This is a genomic window from Litorimonas sp. RW-G-Af-16, assembly GCF_048319245.1.
GTDB lineage: Bacteria > Pseudomonadota > Alphaproteobacteria > Caulobacterales > Maricaulaceae > Litorimonas.
On record NZ_CP166993.1, the window covers coordinates 1,753,643 to 1,769,750 of the forward strand.

Below are 16,108 nucleotides of genomic sequence, written 5' to 3' on the forward strand. Positions count from 1 at the left end.
TTAACCTGTAAGTCGTGCAAATCTGGTGCTTGCGGCTAGACCCCGCCTCTGCCATTCATTATGGCGTTACGAGTCATGCGCGCCGCACCTTTGCGGGTGCAGAAATTACGAAGTGAGGCAAATTCTTGGCAAAACGCTCCGTCAGATATTGCCGCGCCCCTTTGGTTTCGCTGCTGAGCGTTGCGCTTGGCACGACGGCACTTATGTCTGCGAGTGCCGCTGCCGCGCAGATAGTCGGCACGCAAGCGACCTCCCAAACCGCGGCAGGCACAAACCGCCCCTTACAACTGGCGGCTGATAGCCCCTTTCGCGACCCCGATATTATCTATCTTGAAGCCGATGAATTGATCAATGACGAAGGCTCCAACCTGCTGACCGCGCAAGGCGAAGTAGAGGGTCGCTACCAAGATCGCACTTTGCGCGCCGATAGTGTGGTCTATAATCTCGATACGGGCCTAGTGATCGCCAGCGGTAATGTCGTTTTGATCGACGCCACTGGCTCGACACAATATGCAGACAAGCTAGAACTATCAGATCAACTCGAAGCTGGCACAGCGTCCAACTTCATCGCTCGAATTCCTGGCGGCGGCGTTACTGCGGCGCGATTTGTGACACGCAAAGAAAACGGCGAGCTAGAACTATACAATGCCTACTATACCGCCTGTGAAGTCTGCAAAAACGCGGACGGTAGCACGGATAAGCCAAGCTGGCGCATCAAAGCGCGGCGTGTGCGTCAAGACAAAGACACGAAAACTGTCCGTTATAATGACGCCGTGTTTGAGTTTCTCGGCGTGCCTGTTTTTTACACGCCCTATCTCGCTCACCCTGATCCCAGCGCGGAACGTGGTAGTGGGTTTCTGACGCCCTTTATCAACTTATCAGGCAGTAAAGGCCTTGGTACACGGACGCCCTATTACTGGGCGATTGATGATTATACCGAAGCCACAATCACGCCGCGCGTCTGGACCAAAGTCAACCCGCTGCTTGAATACCAATTCGCCAGACAATTCCACACGGGTCGTATCGATATTGAGGGTAGCTTCACCTATGGCAGCGTGTTTGATCGCAATGGCGAGTCATTTGATGACCCAGCTGCTTTCATCAATCCCGAAGCTGCCCCGCTAGGCAAGCGCTGGCGGTCACATATTTATGCGGACGGCTATTTCCAGCCTAATGATACGTGGACATATGGCTTTGGCGTGCAGCTATCGACGGATGACAATTACCTCAATCGCTATGACCTAGAAGAAGTCCATCCGACACGCGGTCTGTATGAAAATGAATCCCGTCGAAATACGTCTCAAGCCTTTCTGGTTGGCAGCGATGACAGCTATCGTTTCGCGATCTCCGCCTTTGGACGTCAAGATTTGCGTTCGCGCGTTATTGAACTGGATACGGGACTGTTTGCCGCCAATATCGATGACGGCGAATTGCCTGTGCTGGCACCGAAAATTGAGCTGGAAAAATACTGGACTGACCCTGCCTTGGGCGGCCGCATTAAACTGGCAGCCGACACGACAATCCTGACCCGTGAAAACGGCACAGACTATACCCGCGCCACAACAAGCTTGGACTATTCAAAGACGGTGATTGCGCCGGGCGGCGTCGAGGTAAAGCCTTTCGCCAATGCGCGGTTTGATTTCTTTGAATTGGAACCCGAGGACGGCGAGAAGACGGATTTCACGCGGACGCTCGGTCAAGCTGGCGTGGATATTCGCTATCCCTTTATCAAGGCTAGCGGGAATGTATCTTGGATATTGGAGCCGCGCGTTCAAGTGACCCAAAGCTTTGGCGATGCCAAGACCGATCAGTTTTATTTTACCCCCACAGGGACAACGGTTGAAGAAACCTTATATCAAGACGCGCTGAATGATGATTTGGATCAGGCATTGTTCTGGCAAACGAATAAAGCGACGGGCTATGATTTTTGGCAAGAAGGCCTACGAGCCGATGTCGGCGGGTCATTGCGGGCGGAATGGGGCGGCTTGAACGCAGCTGAAGTCTTCATTGGGCAGAGCTATATCAACCGTCCAGACGACATCGACGCACGGGACGATTTCGGCACGGGCTCAGGACTGTCAGGTGTGAAGTCGGACATTGTAGGCCAAGTTTCGCTGAACCTCGGGTCGAAATTTTCAGCCCTCACCCGCGTGCGTTATGATGATGACAACGATATTTTCCGCAGGATTGATACCAGCCTGAATTACTCAGGCCAGCGGTTCCAAGTCGGCGGGCGATATTACAAACTCAATACTCAAGCCCGCAACACACTGCTCGATCCCTCTGCCCCGTCAGAAGAGTTGTCTGGGTTTCTTGGCATGAAGATCAATGATAAGTGGCGCACACAATACACGGCATCTTACGATGTTGATGCCGATACAGCGCGGCGACAGACCGTTGGCCTGACATATGAAGATGACTGCACGCTGATTGAGTTTCTTTATACGCGCAATAATTTTGAGAATGACGCCATTCGCAGCGTTAACGGCTTTAGCGTTAGGCTGGCTCTGCTCACACTGGGTGATACTGGGCGGTAGCAAATAGGCGAGGCCGTCCTAGCCGACGAATGATTTTTCGACGACGAATTCGGCGGGCTGCGAGTTTGAGCCTTCCGTCAAACCGAATGTCTCGACCATCTTGGCCGTATCGTCGATCATCTCTTTAGAGCCGCAAATCATGACACGGTCTTCCGCTGGGTTGAGTTTTGGCGTGCCCGCTACCTCAAACAATTTGCCAGATTGGATCAAATCCGTAATCCGACCTATGAGCGGGTAATCTTCGCGCGTGACAGATGTAATATGCTTTAGCTTGCCTTGCACCATTTCCCCAACGAGCGGGTCATTCATCGTGTCCGCGACAAGTTGATTGCCGTAAGTCAGTTCAGAGACTTCGCGGCAAGTATGGGTCAGGATCACTTCATCATAGCGCTCATATGTCTCAGGATCCCTGATCAAGCTGGCGAATGGCGCAATGCCTGTGCCGGTTGAGAACATCCATAAACGCTTCCCAGGCAGCAGCGCATCCAAGACCAAAGTCCCGACAGGTTTGCGCCCCAGCAGCACCGTATCACCATTTTTGATCTTCTGAAGCTTCGACGTGAGAGGCCCGTCCTGCACTTTGATCGAATAAAATTCGAGCTTCTCATCCCACGCAGGTGAGGCGATAGAATAGGCGCGCATGATAGGGCGTTTCTGGTCTTCCTCTTTCGGCAGACCGATCATGATAAATTCGCCCGTGCGGAAGCGAAAGCTCGGCGGACGCGTTATGCTAAAGCGGAACAGGCGATCGGTATAGTGCTCGACATCGAGGACTTTTTCTTCAGTAGGGACGTTGGACATGAGGCTTCCGTGATGAGGTTCGAAAGCCACATAGCGATTGTCCGCGCCTTTTTCAATATCCTATATAAAAAACACACGTTCTATATACAGAACGACCAAAATCGTGCTTGATCACGCCTATCCGCGCCTTAGCCAGGCATTTTATCAAAGGCTGGAATAGTGTCGTCCAAAATCACGCAATCAAGTTTGCGCGAGGCATAGACGTTGAATTGTGGCTTGATATGCTCTTTCTCATTGATGCTGCCAGCTTTGAGCGCGACCATGCCCGGGCGACCCACATTTCCGCCAAACATTTGCGATCCGCATGTCGTGCAGAAATCCTTGGTCAGCTTATTGCCGCTATCAACGCCGTGCTCAAACCGCTTTGTCTCGCCCGTAATCGTCACTGCATCCTCTTTGACAAAGACAAGCGTTGCAAAGGCGGAACCGCTGACCTGTTGACAATCCGTGCAATGGCAATTTCCTGCATGACAATATCGCCGTCTGCTTCAAAGCTAACTTGGCCGCAAAGACAATGTCCTGTGAGTTTTGGCATAATATTCCCCGATCTTTATGATTGAGCGGAAGTGCACAAAACGGCACCTCCTCTATCGCGCCTAGCTTAGAGCGTTTTAGATTTAAACGATAGGAGGTTTTCGCAAAACTTTTTGCGGCCTAGTCGATCAGACGTAAAAACTCTGCACGCTGCTCTGCTTTGTGGAATTTCCCTGACAGCGCTGAGCTAATCATTTTGTGCGGCGTTTTGATCCCGCGCATGGTCATGCACAAATGCTCGCCCTTTGCCATAACCGCAACGTCTTCTGTTCCGAGGATGATCTTCAGGTGATTGGCAATGTCAGATACGAGCTGCTCTTGCAGGGTCAATTTATGCGCGTGCTTGTGCGCGATACGGGCAAATTTTGACAGACCCAGCACTTTATCATCTGCGATATAGGCCACGGACACATCACACCAGAATGGAAGCATGTGATGTTCGCACATCGACCAGACACGCATACCTGTCACAGCCACCATTTGGTTATGCTTGACCGCCGTGAAAGTCGTATCGAGCTTTCCCGCGTCATATTCGATAAATTCTTTCCAGAAATTCGCGATACGGCGTGGCGTCTCTTTAAGGCCTTCACGTTCTGGGTCTTCACCCAGCGCAGTCAACAGCTCTGTGACGAGTGATTTGACCTTATCGTGGTCGATTTTACGGGGCGGTTCATTATAGCGTGATGGCATAGGGGAAGGTCTCTTCTAACTGGCACGTCGATTGGTGCTGCTATGATTACGATGAAAGGCTATGGAGCGATTGTTAATGTCCCAAAGTGTCGCGGATGTCTTCGACGCGCTTGCGATTAACACCGCGATCAGAATACCCCACGCGGGAGCCAGACCGAATATGCCAGAGCGCCCCGCCCGCATGCCGCAACTCTACATCATCCACAAATTTGAAAATGGACGACATATAGGTCGCAGAAATATAGCTGTCAGATTCCGACGTGATCGTGCCGCCAGTTTCGCGCAGGGCGTCTATCATCTCCGCGCGCGTACCGGTCAGCGGCGCGACGGCGCGTTCGGGCTGTACACCCTGCTCTGAACTAACGCAATTTGGCGCCGTCCCAGGCTCTTTGAGTTTTCCGTTGATCAAGCCAGGCGCTTTGCCCTTTTGCGATTTCAGACCAAGTAAAAAGAAAACCACAACGACAACTCCTATAAAGCCAATGACAAATTTCACGCAGCGTCTCCGTCGGGTGGGGTAAATACGATGTGCGAGATATAGTCGTCATACCAAGTTGGACCAAGCAAAGATTGGAAAAAACCATTATGCCCGCCATGTTGGTGAATGATCCGGCGTGCGTTGTGATTAAGGTCGAGTCCCTTGATATCATCCTCTGGAATCATTCCGTCATCGCTAGCCGTGATAATAGAGATTGGCACAGGGCAAGTCTTCAAATCATGCGGATCCACGCGGTAAGCGTTGAAATAGGATTCCATGGTCGGGAAATTAGAATATCGCGGGATGACCTCTGCTGTGATGTCCAAGACGCGATTTTTCTTAATTAAGTGCGGAATATCAGCGTAAATTTCAGGATAAAGCGCGTGTTTCTTGCGCAAAGAGCGCGTCCATTTTTTGAGGAAATATCGGCGGTAGAGCGGATTGAGATCAACCAAAGGCGCGGCGCCCCACGGGTCGACCACTGGACTAATGGCGAAGATATGTTTGAGATTGTGGATCGTCAGATCACGCAGACTTCGCGCAATGCGGAGGGCAAAGTTCCCGCCAAGCGAGAATCCCACGATATAAACAGGCGCACCACTTGCCAGCTCCGCAGCTTGTTTTACCGCGTCGAAAACTTCGTTGAACGCGGTCGAGTAAAACACGCCTTCATTGAGGTGATGGCTATCCCCGTGATCGCGGTAATTTAGACGAAAAACAGACGCGCCTTGATCAAACACATGGCGCCCACAAGACACGACATAGGTGCTGTCTTGGCTGCCTTCCCATCCATGCAGAAAGATAACGAGCGCTTTGTTTTCAGGATTGGGTGAATAACTGCCGAGTAACCTCACCCCGTCTTCACATATCAAAACGCGTGACTGCGCCGCGTCCAACATTGCATTCTTACCGCGACGTCGAAATTTCATCGACGCCAAGGCTGTCTGAATAAGGCTGGGTCTCAGCCACAATGGCGGGTTGAACGGATAATCTTCCGCTGCGTTATCGTTTGAACTCATAGGGTCTCAATATGACCCTGACCACGAAACTCAAGTGCAAAATGACGGTCTAGGACGCCAGCAGATAATCGACAAAATTCGTATTATCGGCTTTCTTCAGCTTCAACTTTTTCACCAGACGGGAAATCGGCTCTTTCTCAATGCATTGGATCGCAACGGACGTCTGCGTCTCGCCGTCTATCTCTAGCGTTGAAATTTCGGCCGTCATCTTGCCTTTTTGGTATAACCGACGGGTCTTGGAGGCTTTGTAATATTTACTCTTGCGCTGCAAAGCTTCTGAAAGAGAATCTGGCGTTGCAACACTGTTAAATGACGCCCGCAATTTTGGCAGAGCACAACCAATACGCGCCGAAACACTGCGTTTCATCGGGAATTTTGTTTTAACGGACCGCTCCCATAATTCGATGGGTTCATTATCATTCAGGAGTGAGCGCACTTCGAATGTCTCGTTGTCAATCATACGCGGCATAACATTCCGACGCCCTGGCAAGAGGAAATATTCCTCCGTCCGCGTCTCGGTTTTAACATGCTCAAACGTCGCCTCAATTTCTTGGATCAAAATATCATCGCTCTTGCTATCGAAACTGCGCCATTGAAAAAAGCGCTCGGAAACAGAAGATGGACGGTGAGTTTTGACGGGACGATTACGATAATAAAGCATGGAAACCTTTGTTGTGGATGGGTGTGATGTCGGATAAGCCGAAAGAAATGAGCAAAGAAACTGCGAGATTATGTTGAGACATAATCTAAAGGCAGTTTTAGACTTAATTTAAAAGAAAGCTGATTTCGGATTTAAATTAAGTGTCATTTTTGGCATAAGATATTGTTAACATACATGAATAGATTTGTCGAGTCTTCATCTGTGGCGTCACGACATCACTTCATCTTATGGTTTAAGATTTGCAAACCCAAGACTATCCGCGGCGTAGAACTTGCACATCATTTGGGCTATACATTCCTGCACCGCAGTCTTGCAGCATTGCAACTTGCTCTTGGTGGCATAAGTCGCCAAACGCTGGGATAAGCGGGGCAGAAACCATTGGTCCATGTAAGGCGTATTCAGATCATGAAATTTAATAAATCCTATCTGATCTCCGCGATCCTCCTGACATTGATTGCGCTTTGGTTTTTAATCAATGCGGGCGGCAGCAATAAGGCTGAAACAGAGCCTGCTACGCGTGCGATTGAAACTGAAACCGCAGTGCCAGATGTCGTTGTCGAAACATTTCGCGCGCAGGAGCATCCCAACCGTTTTCGCCTCTACGGTCGCACTGCGCCCAACCGTGAAGTCGCGATCAAGGCAGAGACTGCTGGCCTCATCGCCGCGACCCCCGTGACCGAAGGCAAGCTGATCAATCGCGGCACAGTGATTTGTCGCCAAGACGTCGACGCCCGCAAAGCCAGCCTAGATCAAGCGAAAGCCAATCTCGTCGCGCGCGAGGCAGATTATAATTCAACAAAAGCTCTAGTGGATAAAGGCTTTAGTTCAGCGATTCAACTTGCCTCCCTCAAAGCAGCTGTCGACGGCGCAAGAGCCTCTGTGACGCAGGCCGAGATCGAACTTGATAATGTCAAGATGCGTGCACCCTTCCGCGGCATATTTGATCAACGCATGGCGGAAGTCGGGGACTATCTCTTACCAGGGCAACCCTGCGGTATGCTCGTCGAACTAGACCCACTGATCGTGGCGATTGATCTGTCCGAAACGCAAGTCGGCAAAGTCGAACTGGGCCAAGAGATTGATATAGAACTTGTCACAGGCGAGACTCTTATTGGCAAGTTGGCCTTTATTGAAGCCAAGGCTAATTCCGGCACACGGACATTCCGCTCAGAAATCCACGTCCCGAACAAAGATTACAAACTCAAAGGCGGCGTGACAGCCGATGTGTCCCTTCTCGCTGGCATGACCTTGGCGCAGCGCATACCGGGGAAAATCCTGACGCTTGACGATGCAGGTTCCGTGGGTGTGCGCTATGTCGACACTCAAAATATCGTGCGTTTCGCCAATGTTGAGGTGATCGATGAGGACGGCACGGGTATCTGGGTGACGGGCCTGCCCAATGAAGTCCGTGTAATTACTGAGGGCGAGAACTTCGTGTCCGTCGGCACGACGGTAAATCCACGCGGCAGCATTTACACGGCGGCCACACAGTAATGGGCGGCATTGTCGGCATTGTTGGCTTTTCGATCCGCAACTGGCGGATGACGATTGGCATTATGCTTTTCGCCGTCATTGGCGGATTTCTCGCCATCTCTCGCCTGCCCCTGGACGCCGAGCCAGACATTCCTGTGCCATTTGTCAATGTCCGCGTGGTCTTGCCTGGTATCTCCCCCGAAGACGCAGAGCGCTTGCTCATTCGGCCCATGGAAACAGAATTAAAAGCCATTGACGGCGTCAAACAAATTGACGGCGTCGCCGCGACCAATGTCGCCTATATGATCCTAGAATTCGAACCTTCTGCTGATCTGGATCAAGCTATCACGGACGTGCTGGAAAAAGTGGATCGCGCCCGTTCAGAGTTCCCGCAAGAGGCCCGCGAACCGATCGTCGAGGAAGTCTCGACCTCGTCCCTGCCCATTATCACTGTCAACCTGTGGGGCGATGTGCCTGAGCGCGAATTGCAACGCCGCGCCAAGGATTTGCAAAGGCGCCTTGAGAGCCTACCGCAAGTACTGGAAGCAAATATTTCTGGCGAACGCGTCGATGTTCTAGAAGCTATTCTTGACCCTGCCAAAGTCGAAAGCCTTGGCATTACTTTTGACGAACTCTCCGCTGCTGTCGCCCGCAATAACAGCTTGATCCCAGCGGGGTCGCTGCAAACGGATAGCGGGAAATTCAACGTCAAACTACCTGGCCTGATCGAAAATCCTGCTGACTTGTCAGAGCTGGTAATTCGCCGCGCCGAGAATGGCAGCATTGTGCGCATGAGCGACATAGCCGTCGTCCGCGACGGCTACAAAGACATTGAAAACTACGCGCGATTTAACTTCCGCACCTCCGTCTCTCTCGAAGTGTCCAAACGTCAAGGCGAGAACATTTTGGACACGATCACCCTCATCGAAGACCTCGTCAATGAGGTCTCCTCCAGCCCCGACTGGCCTGCCACGGTCAATGTTACCTTCAGCCAATCGCGAGCCGTTTATATTCGCGATATGATGCGGGAGCTATCTTCCTCAATCATCAACGCAGTGGTGCTCGTCTTCATCGTGTGTATCGCCGCTTTAGGCTGGCGGTCAGCCTTGTTTGTGGGGTGGGCAATCCCATCAAGTTTCTTGATCGCCTTCTTCTTATTTTACGTGCAAGGCGAAACGATCAATATGATGATCCTCTTCGGGCTTATTCTCTCCGTGGGGGTGCTCGTCGACAGCGCCATTGTAATCGTCGAATATGCTGACCGTAAAATGGATGAAGGTCTAGCCCGCAAAGACGCGTTCCAAATGGCAGGCGAGCGTATGTTCTGGCCAATTATTTCGTCAACAGCGACGACACTCGCCGCCTTCATCCCGCTGCTATTTTGGGAGACGATCACGGGCAAATTCATGTCCTATTTCCCGCGCACCATGATCTATGTGCTGACAGCGTCTATGTTGATGGCGATTATCTTTCTGCCGACACTTGGCGCGAAGATCGGCTTCCGCCCGAAGCGAACCGCGAATGAAAATGCGGCACGTCTGTCGGCCAATGAAGGCGATCCTGCTCTTCTGACGGGCATGACGGGTGTTTATACGCGGACAATCAAGACGCTTATACAATGGCCTTTGCTTATACTCGCGGGCCTTGGGGTTATTGGATTTTTGATCATCGGAGCGTTTAGCGCCAGCGTCGAAGGGCCGCCGCCAAAGCCTATCGAGTTCTTCACCCAAACTCCCTCTGATCAGCTATTCGTACTGGCCCGTGCGCGCGGTAATGCGACGCCAGAGCAAAGCCGCGAAATAGCGCTAGAGCTTGAAAACCGCATCCGCAAAGTTGACGGCGTCGAGTCGATCTACACAGTGGCTGGGCCTGGGGCCGCAGGCAATGGCGGCGGCAATTTTGGAGGGCCAACGAATGTGCCGTCTGATACAGTCGTCCGCATTTACACAGAACTCCTTCCCTTTGCAGAGCGACGCAGCGTTGTCGATATTGTTGCTGACTTGGAGACAGTGACAGCTGGTATTCCCGGCGTCATCACCGAAGTCACAGCCATCGACCAAGGCCCCCCGATTGACAAAGACATCGGCATCCAGATCTCAGCTGAAAACCGCGAGCAGCTCAAAGAAACAGTTAAATATGTGCGCGCAAAACTCGAAACCATCGAAGGTACGCATGATTACGAAGACAGCCTGCCATTGCCTGGTGTTGATTTTGAAATGCAAGTCGACCGTGCAGAAGCGGGGCGGCTTGGTCTTGATGTTGGCCGTATTGGTGCCGCGATACAATTCCTGACAGAAGGCGCGCTTGTCGGGCAATACCGCCCGCTCAACGTCGAAGAAGAAGTCGATATTCGTATTCGCTATCCCGAAACCTCGCGCGATCTGGCAAACCTGGACACGCTGCGTATCCAAACGCCTCAAGGCGCCCTGCCCGTCTCGACCGTCGTGACCCGCGTGCCAAAGCCACGCCAAGACAAAATCGAGCGGCGCGACTTGCTGCCGTTTTACGTAGTAAAAGCCAACACGCTCAAAGGGTACGCGACGAATATACAGGTCGCGGAGTTGCAAAAATGGTTCGACGAAGAGGCTAATCTGCCCGCAGGCACCAAGATCAAATTCTTGGGACAGCAGGAAGAAAATGCCGAAGCTGCCGCCTTTGGTGCCAGCGCCGCGCTCGCGATTTTGTTCATGATGGGCGTGATCTTGTTGCTGCAGTTTAACAGCTTCTATCATGTTTTCTTGACGCTATCGGCGGTGATCCTATCCGTATTTGGCGTGCTGCTAGGCCTGACATTTTATAGCTATATTTCGATGATCCTCGTCTTAACAGGCGTGATCGCGTTGGCGGGAATTGTCGTGAATAATAATATCGTTCTGATCGATACTTATCAGCGTTTGCGAGAACATGGGTTTAGCAGTGAAGACGCGGCGCTTCGGACGGCGGGGCAACGCTTGCGCCCTGTGGTGCTGACGACGCTTACAACTGTGGTTGGCTTGATGCCGTTAATCCTTGGCTGGCAAGCCAATATCTTCACGGGTGAGTTTTCCACAAAAGGCTCCAGCACCTCGGAAATTTGGGCGCCGATTTCCTATGTCGTGGCGAGCGGCCTCGGCTTTGCAACCATATTGACCTTGATCGTCACACCCGTTTTGCTGGCTATGCCAACGATTATGTGGCGACGTATCAAAAGGGTATGGAGATGGTTGCAGCGTATGCGCGGGCAAGAACCCAATACGGTTAGCGTTGCAAATTCGCCAGCTGAACCCGAGATTGATGGCAATCCTAGCCCTGCAGAATAGAGGTCTGCGTTAACGCGTTCAGCCTGCTAACCTAGACTCTATGGCTCTGCGTCAATCAGCTTTAAGTCTTCTTCTGGAATGATCACATTGGGAGCAAAAATCACAGTGCTTTGTGTGCCGCCCCCAATCAAACTGCGCCGGACCTGCCACCGATAAGGCTCAAATGTCACGGACAGCGCCCCCTCCCCGCCTTGCGCTGGCCGAAGGGGCGGTAGGCGCTCAAACGGCACAGATATACCGAGGCGCTCTGCATTGGGCTGGATCAGTTCTGCCCGGATAATATATTCCCCGAATGGCAGCATTTTCCCCGCTATAAAATTCCAACGTCCCTCTGCGCCGATCCGCGTTTCCCCAATCGCCGCATTACCAGCATAGAGCCTAATCCGTCCTGGCACAGATGTCGTGCCAGAGAATATAACTCCGCCAGCATCATCGTAATCAACAGCCCCAATCGTCAGAGCTTCATTCGTCGGCGACCCGCCAAAGGGGGATTGAATAATCCGTGTTGGACTGCCCGGCGCACTGACCATGATCAGCGCATCGGATGTAAATTCTGTGGCTGCGACATCTGGCGACTTTGGTACAGGGATACGGAATATCATTTCTTCCGCACGGACGTTCACGGTCTCATCATCCATGTACATCAAAGCTTCGATCACCATCGCTTGGCCGTCAATATCAAGTGTGACGTTCCATGCCCCTTCTTCGGTCACTTTAATCTGCCGCAGACGATCACCCCGATTTTGTAGGACGATCACACTGCTCGGTTCGGCAACGCCGCTCAATGTCAGCTTACGAAAAGGGCCTTCCATAAATTCAGACACACTCGCAAAAGAAATCGGCACAAGACCTTTAGCTTCCGTGCGGTCACTCATAGTTGATGCCGCAGGCGACGTAATTGCACTGTCGCTTACGCTAAATTCTTGTCGCAAATGATTGCTTTGCACAATCAAATATAGCGCAATCGCTATCGCCAAGCCGCCAATAATCATCCAAATAATGCGAGGTTTCATTAGGCTTCCATTGTGTCACTAGAAGATCAAGGTTAAGCGTGAACCTCTGTAAAGCAAGTCCGACTTGCATTAAATTTTCCATAGCCTGTGAGGACTTATGACAAGAAGCCTATGCGTATATTGCGGTTCAAGCCCCGGTAATAATCCTGCCCATATGGCGCTCGCGACCGCATTGGGGAAAGAATTAGCCGCGAGTCAAATCCGCTTGGTCTATGGCGGCGGTGGTCTTGGCTTGATGGGTGCAACGACCCGCGCCACGCATGAGGGCGGCGGCGATGTTCTCGGCATTATCCCAAATTTCCTTCAAGAGGCAGAGCGCACATATACGGATGTTAAACATGTCTTTGTCGAGGATATGCACCAGCGCAAAATTATGATGTTTGACGAATCAGATGGCTTTATCGTGCTACCAGGCGGAATTGGAACCTTGGAAGAAGTGGTCGAAGTTCTGTCATGGCTCCGCCTAAATCTGCATGAAAAGCCTGTCGTATTTTTATCCGATACAGGCTTTTGGGACGATTTCCTTCGCGTGTTTGAGCAGATTGTGGCCGCTGGCTTTGCGCCGAAATCCGCTCTAGACGACATGCTCAGTGCCACGTCTCCGCAGCAAGCAATCGCGATGGTCGAAGACCGCATCGCCAATCCTCTCAAGCGGAAACCACTGGGTTTTGAGGGCGGCGTGCGCGAACTGAGCTAGGCGAAGATCGTCCCGCAGATTTGTTCGAGATAGTGTTGGTCTGTTGCGTCAAATGCAGCGAGGCGCGTGGAATCGACGTCCAAAACAGCGAACAAATTACCCTTTGCATCAAAGACTGGCACAACAATTTCTGACTCGGATCGGCTGTCGCAGGCGATATGCCCTGGGAAAGCGTGAACGTCTTCGACAATGATTGTTTTTCCGTCTTGCGCCGCCGCCCCGCAGACACCGCGCGTGAAGGGAATACGCAAGCAACCCAGCGTGCCTTGATATGGGCCAATCACTAATTCCTCTGATTTTTCAGGGTCAACCAGATAGAAGCCCGTCCAAAAGTAGTCGTCAAAATTTTGATGCAACAGGCAAATAATCGTTACCATGCGAGCCGTGATATTTGCCTCGCCCTCTAGAACAGCGGCGATTTGTTTTTGAACATCAATATAAGTGTCAGCTTTGGTCATGTGGCGGAGGTAATAGCTGTCGGCAGTTGCCACAAGTGCTAAGCGAGTTTTTTCAAGATTTCTAATGCTGCAGCGCGACCCGATAGCCATGCCCCCTGCACGCGCCCGCCCGCACACCAATCCCCACACGCCGCCAAATTAAGCGTGGCGTCGTAATAGACGTTATTCTGGCTGGCCTCTAATCTCTCGCTCGGGCTGGCGTATAACCAGCGATGCGTTGCGATATGTGGTGCCTCTGCCAGATTAAACTTGGTTATAACTTCGGCCTGGTCAATTAATTGCGCTTGCACCCAATCGCGCTCTGCATCCTGATGGGTTTCCGACCATACGGCATCGGCATGAATCACTAGTGTTGACGGCGCATGTTTGCGCCCAGGCTTCGCGCTATTGACGGCCATCCAAGCGACTGGCGGCGCGTTCACCCGCAACGTATCCCAGCCTAAATTAAGATCACGGTCCAAGCCAATCATGACAGCGAAGCATGCATCCAGCTTGGCTTTTTTGACATCTGTGTAATGCGCGAAGTCTTTGGGCAAAACTTGCTCAGCTTGCGCGGGCGGCAATGTGCAAATGACGCCGTCAAACGTCTCTGACGCGCGGCTGCTTTCGAAGTTCAGAGTCCAAACCTGCCCCTCTCGCGAGATGCGAGATATCCGCTCGCCCAAATGGATCGTCAGGTCTTTGGCCAGATATTTGGGCCAGCTATTCATACGCGGCGTGCCGACATAACGCTGCCGCCCAGTATCGGGCTCCATCTTACCGTCTTTGAGATAAAGCGCCCGCGCGTCCCAAGGCTTGATCACGCCAGCCTTTATTCCGTCTTCAACGGCGGCGAGGAAGGCAGCGTCTTGGGCTGTGAAATATTGCGCGCCATGGTCAAATTCATAGGTATCGGTATAGCGCGTCGACATGCGCCCCCCGACTCCACGTGATTTGTCAAACAAGACAACATCGCAGCTGTCCTCTAAAGCGCGCGCCGCTGATAGCCCCGCAATCCCCGCGCCAATAATGGCAATACGTTTCGCGCTTGGCATGATGGCTACTCAGCCGCCTGCTGATAAGGCTCACTGGATGTGAGGGCCGATTTGCGCACCTTATTCCAAAAGCGGAAAAAGCGTTTGAGGTCAACATCATCAGGCGCAATCACGAGCGGAATGTCAGGCACTTGAGTGACATCTATGTCGCCCGAGAGGTTATCCAATATCGTATTGAAATAGGGGTTAGGCGTCGTTGGCACAAACAGCCTGCCGCCACTCACTAACTCTCGCAAGGCCGTTTCAGTCTCGCCGACATAGAGCACGACGGGCAAATCCATCAAACACTCATAGATGAAAACCAAACGCTTCGCACTATACCCTTGCGCTTCAAAGTATGCAGCATCCCAAATGAAGACGGCCTCAGCCTGTTCCCCTGCTTGGAAAACAACAGGGTGATCCGCGCGCATGGCGTCTTCATGTATCCAGATAATATTTCGGGTCTTCATGCGTTATAGTCCAAATTGGGGAAAAGGCGGTTGAAAACCTGCTCATAGCTGCCGGTCAAGGCTTCGTTTGTCTGTGCCCGCGTGTCAACGCTAGGTCCAGTGAATTTCTGGACGTTCTCAAGATTGAAGTAATAAGGCTTATGCGAAAACGTATTGGCCACCCATTGGAACGATAAATTATTGGATGCGGGGTCACCATCAAGCAGGTGTTGCAAGAAAAATTTCGCTCCCGCCTGCCACTTCACCCGCCGCCAATGGCAGATATAACTCGCCACATATAGGCGGGCGTGATTGTGCAAATAACCTGTCTCGATTAACTCGCGCAGGAAATGATCTATCGCAGCCACGCCAGTTTCAGCAGCCTGAATATCAGCTGGCAAAGCCTCAGCATAATCAGACGGCGCAAATCCCGTCTTATAGTCCTCGGCATCATTCCAGATAATCTCGGACCGCGCTTTATAGAGCCGCTGCCAGTAATCACGCCACGCAAGTTGCTGAATCAGCTTTTCAGCCTCCTTCGCAGACGTCATGGCCAGCGCTCTGTCTCGCACTTCGGATAGGCTTAGAACGCCGTGCCTGATATAAGGGGATAGGCGCGTGACGGCACCGTCAACATGGTTGCGCGATCCGCCATATGCTGCGGGTTTCATCGTGTCGAGCTTAGCGTGAGCTGCCTTTCGTCCGCCGCGAATGACGGAAGCGCCGACTTTGTCTAGCCACGGCGTTAATCGCGCGACCTCGGTTTGAACATCCTGCCTATTATTCGTGCGAAGAATGGGCGTTGCGGACAGGCTCGGCGCTTGGTCAGCCGCCGCAGACTTAAAATCTTTTGAATTATGGAGCGCTTGCGTCATATAGTTGTTACGCAAGATATTCAGAATTTGGCTTAAATTTTTTACCGAGCGCCAGAAAAATCTATTGGTCAGGCCAAAATAATGATATTGCGCGAATTCACGCCTTTAAAA

At 51.9% G+C, this 16,108-nt stretch carries 15 protein-coding genes and 1 pseudogene; 4 read left to right on the forward strand and 12 right to left on the reverse strand.

Annotation, left to right across the window (positions count from 1 at the left end):
* Positions 1–125 precede the first annotated feature (125 nt).
* Positions 126–2,537: an LPS-assembly protein LptD gene (locus AB8615_RS08695; protein WP_409432214.1), complete on the forward strand. Its 2,412-nt coding sequence runs from the start codon at positions 126–128 to the stop codon at positions 2,535–2,537.
* An 18-nt stretch (positions 2,538–2,555) separates the two neighbouring features.
* Here the strand turns inward: AB8615_RS08695 and AB8615_RS08700 are convergent, their stop codons facing one another.
* The 7 genes and pseudogenes from AB8615_RS08700 to AB8615_RS08730 all read right to left on the reverse strand — a co-directional run bounded on the left by AB8615_RS08700 (position 2,556) and on the right by AB8615_RS08730 (position 6,720).
* On the reverse strand, positions 2,556–3,338 hold the full coding sequence (locus AB8615_RS08700) for a ferredoxin--NADP reductase (RefSeq protein ID WP_409432215.1): 783 nt from the start codon (positions 3,336–3,338) through the stop codon (positions 2,556–2,558).
* Positions 3,339–3,466: 128 nt separating this feature from the next.
* Positions 3,467–3,739: pseudogene (locus AB8615_RS08705) on the reverse strand (GFA family protein); the annotation flags it as partial.
* Complete coding sequence (locus AB8615_RS08710; protein ID WP_418152215.1) at positions 3,721–3,873, reverse strand: hypothetical protein; 153 nt, start codon at positions 3,871–3,873, stop codon at positions 3,721–3,723. The gene AB8615_RS08710 and the pseudogene AB8615_RS08705, both read right to left, overlap by 19 nt.
* Before the next feature lie 119 nt (positions 3,874–3,992).
* Positions 3,993–4,562, reverse strand: a complete 570-nt coding sequence (folE, locus tag AB8615_RS08715) for a GTP cyclohydrolase I (RefSeq protein WP_409432217.1) — start codon at positions 4,560–4,562, stop codon at positions 3,993–3,995.
* Positions 4,563–4,635: 73 nt separating this feature from the next.
* The gene (locus tag AB8615_RS08720; protein ID WP_409432218.1) at positions 4,636–5,058 is read right to left on the reverse strand and encodes a DUF1499 domain-containing protein; all 423 of its coding nucleotides are present in this window, start codon (positions 5,056–5,058) and stop codon (positions 4,636–4,638) included.
* Positions 5,055–6,059, reverse strand: coding sequence for a YheT family hydrolase (locus tag AB8615_RS08725; RefSeq protein ID WP_409432219.1), 1,005 nt, complete (start codon positions 6,057–6,059; stop codon positions 5,055–5,057). The genes AB8615_RS08720 and AB8615_RS08725 overlap by 4 nt, the downstream gene beginning before the upstream one ends.
* Positions 6,060–6,108: 49 nt before the next feature.
* Positions 6,109–6,720, reverse strand: a complete 612-nt coding sequence (locus tag AB8615_RS08730; protein WP_409432220.1) for a hypothetical protein — start codon at positions 6,718–6,720, stop codon at positions 6,109–6,111.
* Between the two features lie 405 nt (positions 6,721–7,125).
* On the opposite strand from AB8615_RS08730, the gene AB8615_RS08735 reads away from it, so the two are divergent.
* Both AB8615_RS08735 and AB8615_RS08740 read left to right on the forward strand, forming a co-directional pair.
* The gene (locus AB8615_RS08735) at positions 7,126–8,214 is read left to right on the forward strand and encodes an efflux RND transporter periplasmic adaptor subunit (RefSeq protein ID WP_409432221.1); all 1,089 of its coding nucleotides are present in this window, start codon (positions 7,126–7,128) and stop codon (positions 8,212–8,214) included.
* Positions 8,214–11,492, forward strand: a complete 3,279-nt coding sequence (locus AB8615_RS08740) for an efflux RND transporter permease subunit (protein ID WP_418152218.1) — start codon at positions 8,214–8,216, stop codon at positions 11,490–11,492. The genes AB8615_RS08735 and AB8615_RS08740 overlap by 1 nt, the downstream gene beginning before the upstream one ends.
* Positions 11,493–11,530: 38 nt before the next feature.
* On the opposite strand, the gene AB8615_RS08745 is transcribed toward AB8615_RS08740, so the two are convergent.
* Positions 11,531–12,505, reverse strand: coding sequence for a hypothetical protein (locus tag AB8615_RS08745; RefSeq protein ID WP_409432223.1), 975 nt, complete (start codon positions 12,503–12,505; stop codon positions 11,531–11,533).
* A 97-nt stretch (positions 12,506–12,602) separates the two neighbouring features.
* On the opposite strand from AB8615_RS08745, the gene AB8615_RS08750 reads away from it, so the two are divergent.
* Entirely contained in the window at positions 12,603–13,202 is a 600-nt protein-coding gene (locus AB8615_RS08750) for a TIGR00730 family Rossman fold protein (protein WP_418152221.1), read from the forward strand.
* On the opposite strand, the gene AB8615_RS08755 is transcribed toward AB8615_RS08750, so the two are convergent.
* The 4 genes from AB8615_RS08755 to AB8615_RS08770 are packed head-to-tail and all read right to left on the reverse strand — an operon-like array spanning position 13,199 to position 15,997.
* Positions 13,199–13,660 carry a GAF domain-containing protein gene (locus AB8615_RS08755; RefSeq protein ID WP_409432225.1) on the reverse strand — a complete coding sequence of 154 codons (462 nt, stop codon included), beginning with the start codon at positions 13,658–13,660 and terminating at the stop codon, positions 13,199–13,201. The two genes, AB8615_RS08750 and AB8615_RS08755, sit on opposite strands and share 4 nt — an antisense overlap.
* 38 nt (positions 13,661–13,698) lie before the next feature.
* Complete coding sequence (locus AB8615_RS08760) at positions 13,699–14,694, reverse strand: NAD(P)/FAD-dependent oxidoreductase (protein ID WP_409432226.1); 996 nt, start codon at positions 14,692–14,694, stop codon at positions 13,699–13,701.
* A 5-nt stretch (positions 14,695–14,699) separates the two neighbouring features.
* A complete protein-coding gene (locus tag AB8615_RS08765) occupies positions 14,700–15,143 on the reverse strand; it encodes a hypothetical protein (RefSeq protein ID WP_409432227.1) in 444 nt (147 codons plus the stop codon).
* Positions 15,140–15,997 (reverse strand): FAD-binding domain-containing protein, encoded by an 858-nt coding sequence (locus AB8615_RS08770; RefSeq protein ID WP_418152223.1) that lies wholly within the window; start codon positions 15,995–15,997, stop codon positions 15,140–15,142. The genes AB8615_RS08765 and AB8615_RS08770 overlap by 4 nt, the downstream gene beginning before the upstream one ends.
* Positions 15,998–16,108: the final 111 nt, after the last annotated feature.

What these genes read in the sequence shown, in the direction of transcription:
- AB8615_RS08700 (WP_409432215.1), bottom strand. Translation starts at nt 3,338, where the DNA reads ATGTCCAACGTCCCTACTGAAGAAAAAGTCCTCGATGTCGAGCACTAT.
- AB8615_RS08710 (WP_418152215.1), bottom strand. Translation starts at nt 3,873, where the DNA reads ATGCCAAAACTCACAGGACATTGTCTTTGCGGCCAAGTTAGCTTTGAA.
- folE (WP_409432217.1), bottom strand. Translation starts at nt 4,562, where the DNA reads ATGCCATCACGCTATAATGAACCGCCCCGTAAAATCGACCACGATAAG.
- AB8615_RS08725 (WP_409432219.1), bottom strand. Translation starts at nt 6,059, where the DNA reads ATGAGTTCAAACGATAACGCAGCGGAAGATTATCCGTTCAACCCGCCA.
- AB8615_RS08730 (WP_409432220.1), bottom strand. Translation starts at nt 6,720, where the DNA reads ATGCTTTATTATCGTAATCGTCCCGTCAAAACTCACCGTCCATCTTCT.
- AB8615_RS08735 (WP_409432221.1), top strand. Translation starts at nt 7,126, where the DNA reads ATGAAATTTAATAAATCCTATCTGATCTCCGCGATCCTCCTGACATTG.
- AB8615_RS08740 (WP_418152218.1), top strand. Translation starts at nt 8,214, where the DNA reads ATGGGCGGCATTGTCGGCATTGTTGGCTTTTCGATCCGCAACTGGCGG.
- AB8615_RS08745 (WP_409432223.1), bottom strand. Translation starts at nt 12,505, where the DNA reads ATGAAACCTCGCATTATTTGGATGATTATTGGCGGCTTGGCGATAGCG.
- AB8615_RS08750 (WP_418152221.1), top strand. Translation starts at nt 12,603, where the DNA reads ATGACAAGAAGCCTATGCGTATATTGCGGTTCAAGCCCCGGTAATAAT.
- AB8615_RS08755 (WP_409432225.1), bottom strand. Translation starts at nt 13,660, where the DNA reads ATGACCAAAGCTGACACTTATATTGATGTTCAAAAACAAATCGCCGCT.
- AB8615_RS08760 (WP_409432226.1), bottom strand. Translation starts at nt 14,694, where the DNA reads ATGCCAAGCGCGAAACGTATTGCCATTATTGGCGCGGGGATTGCGGGG.
- AB8615_RS08765 (WP_409432227.1), bottom strand. Translation starts at nt 15,143, where the DNA reads ATGAAGACCCGAAATATTATCTGGATACATGAAGACGCCATGCGCGCG.
- AB8615_RS08770 (WP_418152223.1), bottom strand. Translation starts at nt 15,997, where the DNA reads ATGACGCAAGCGCTCCATAATTCAAAAGATTTTAAGTCTGCGGCGGCT.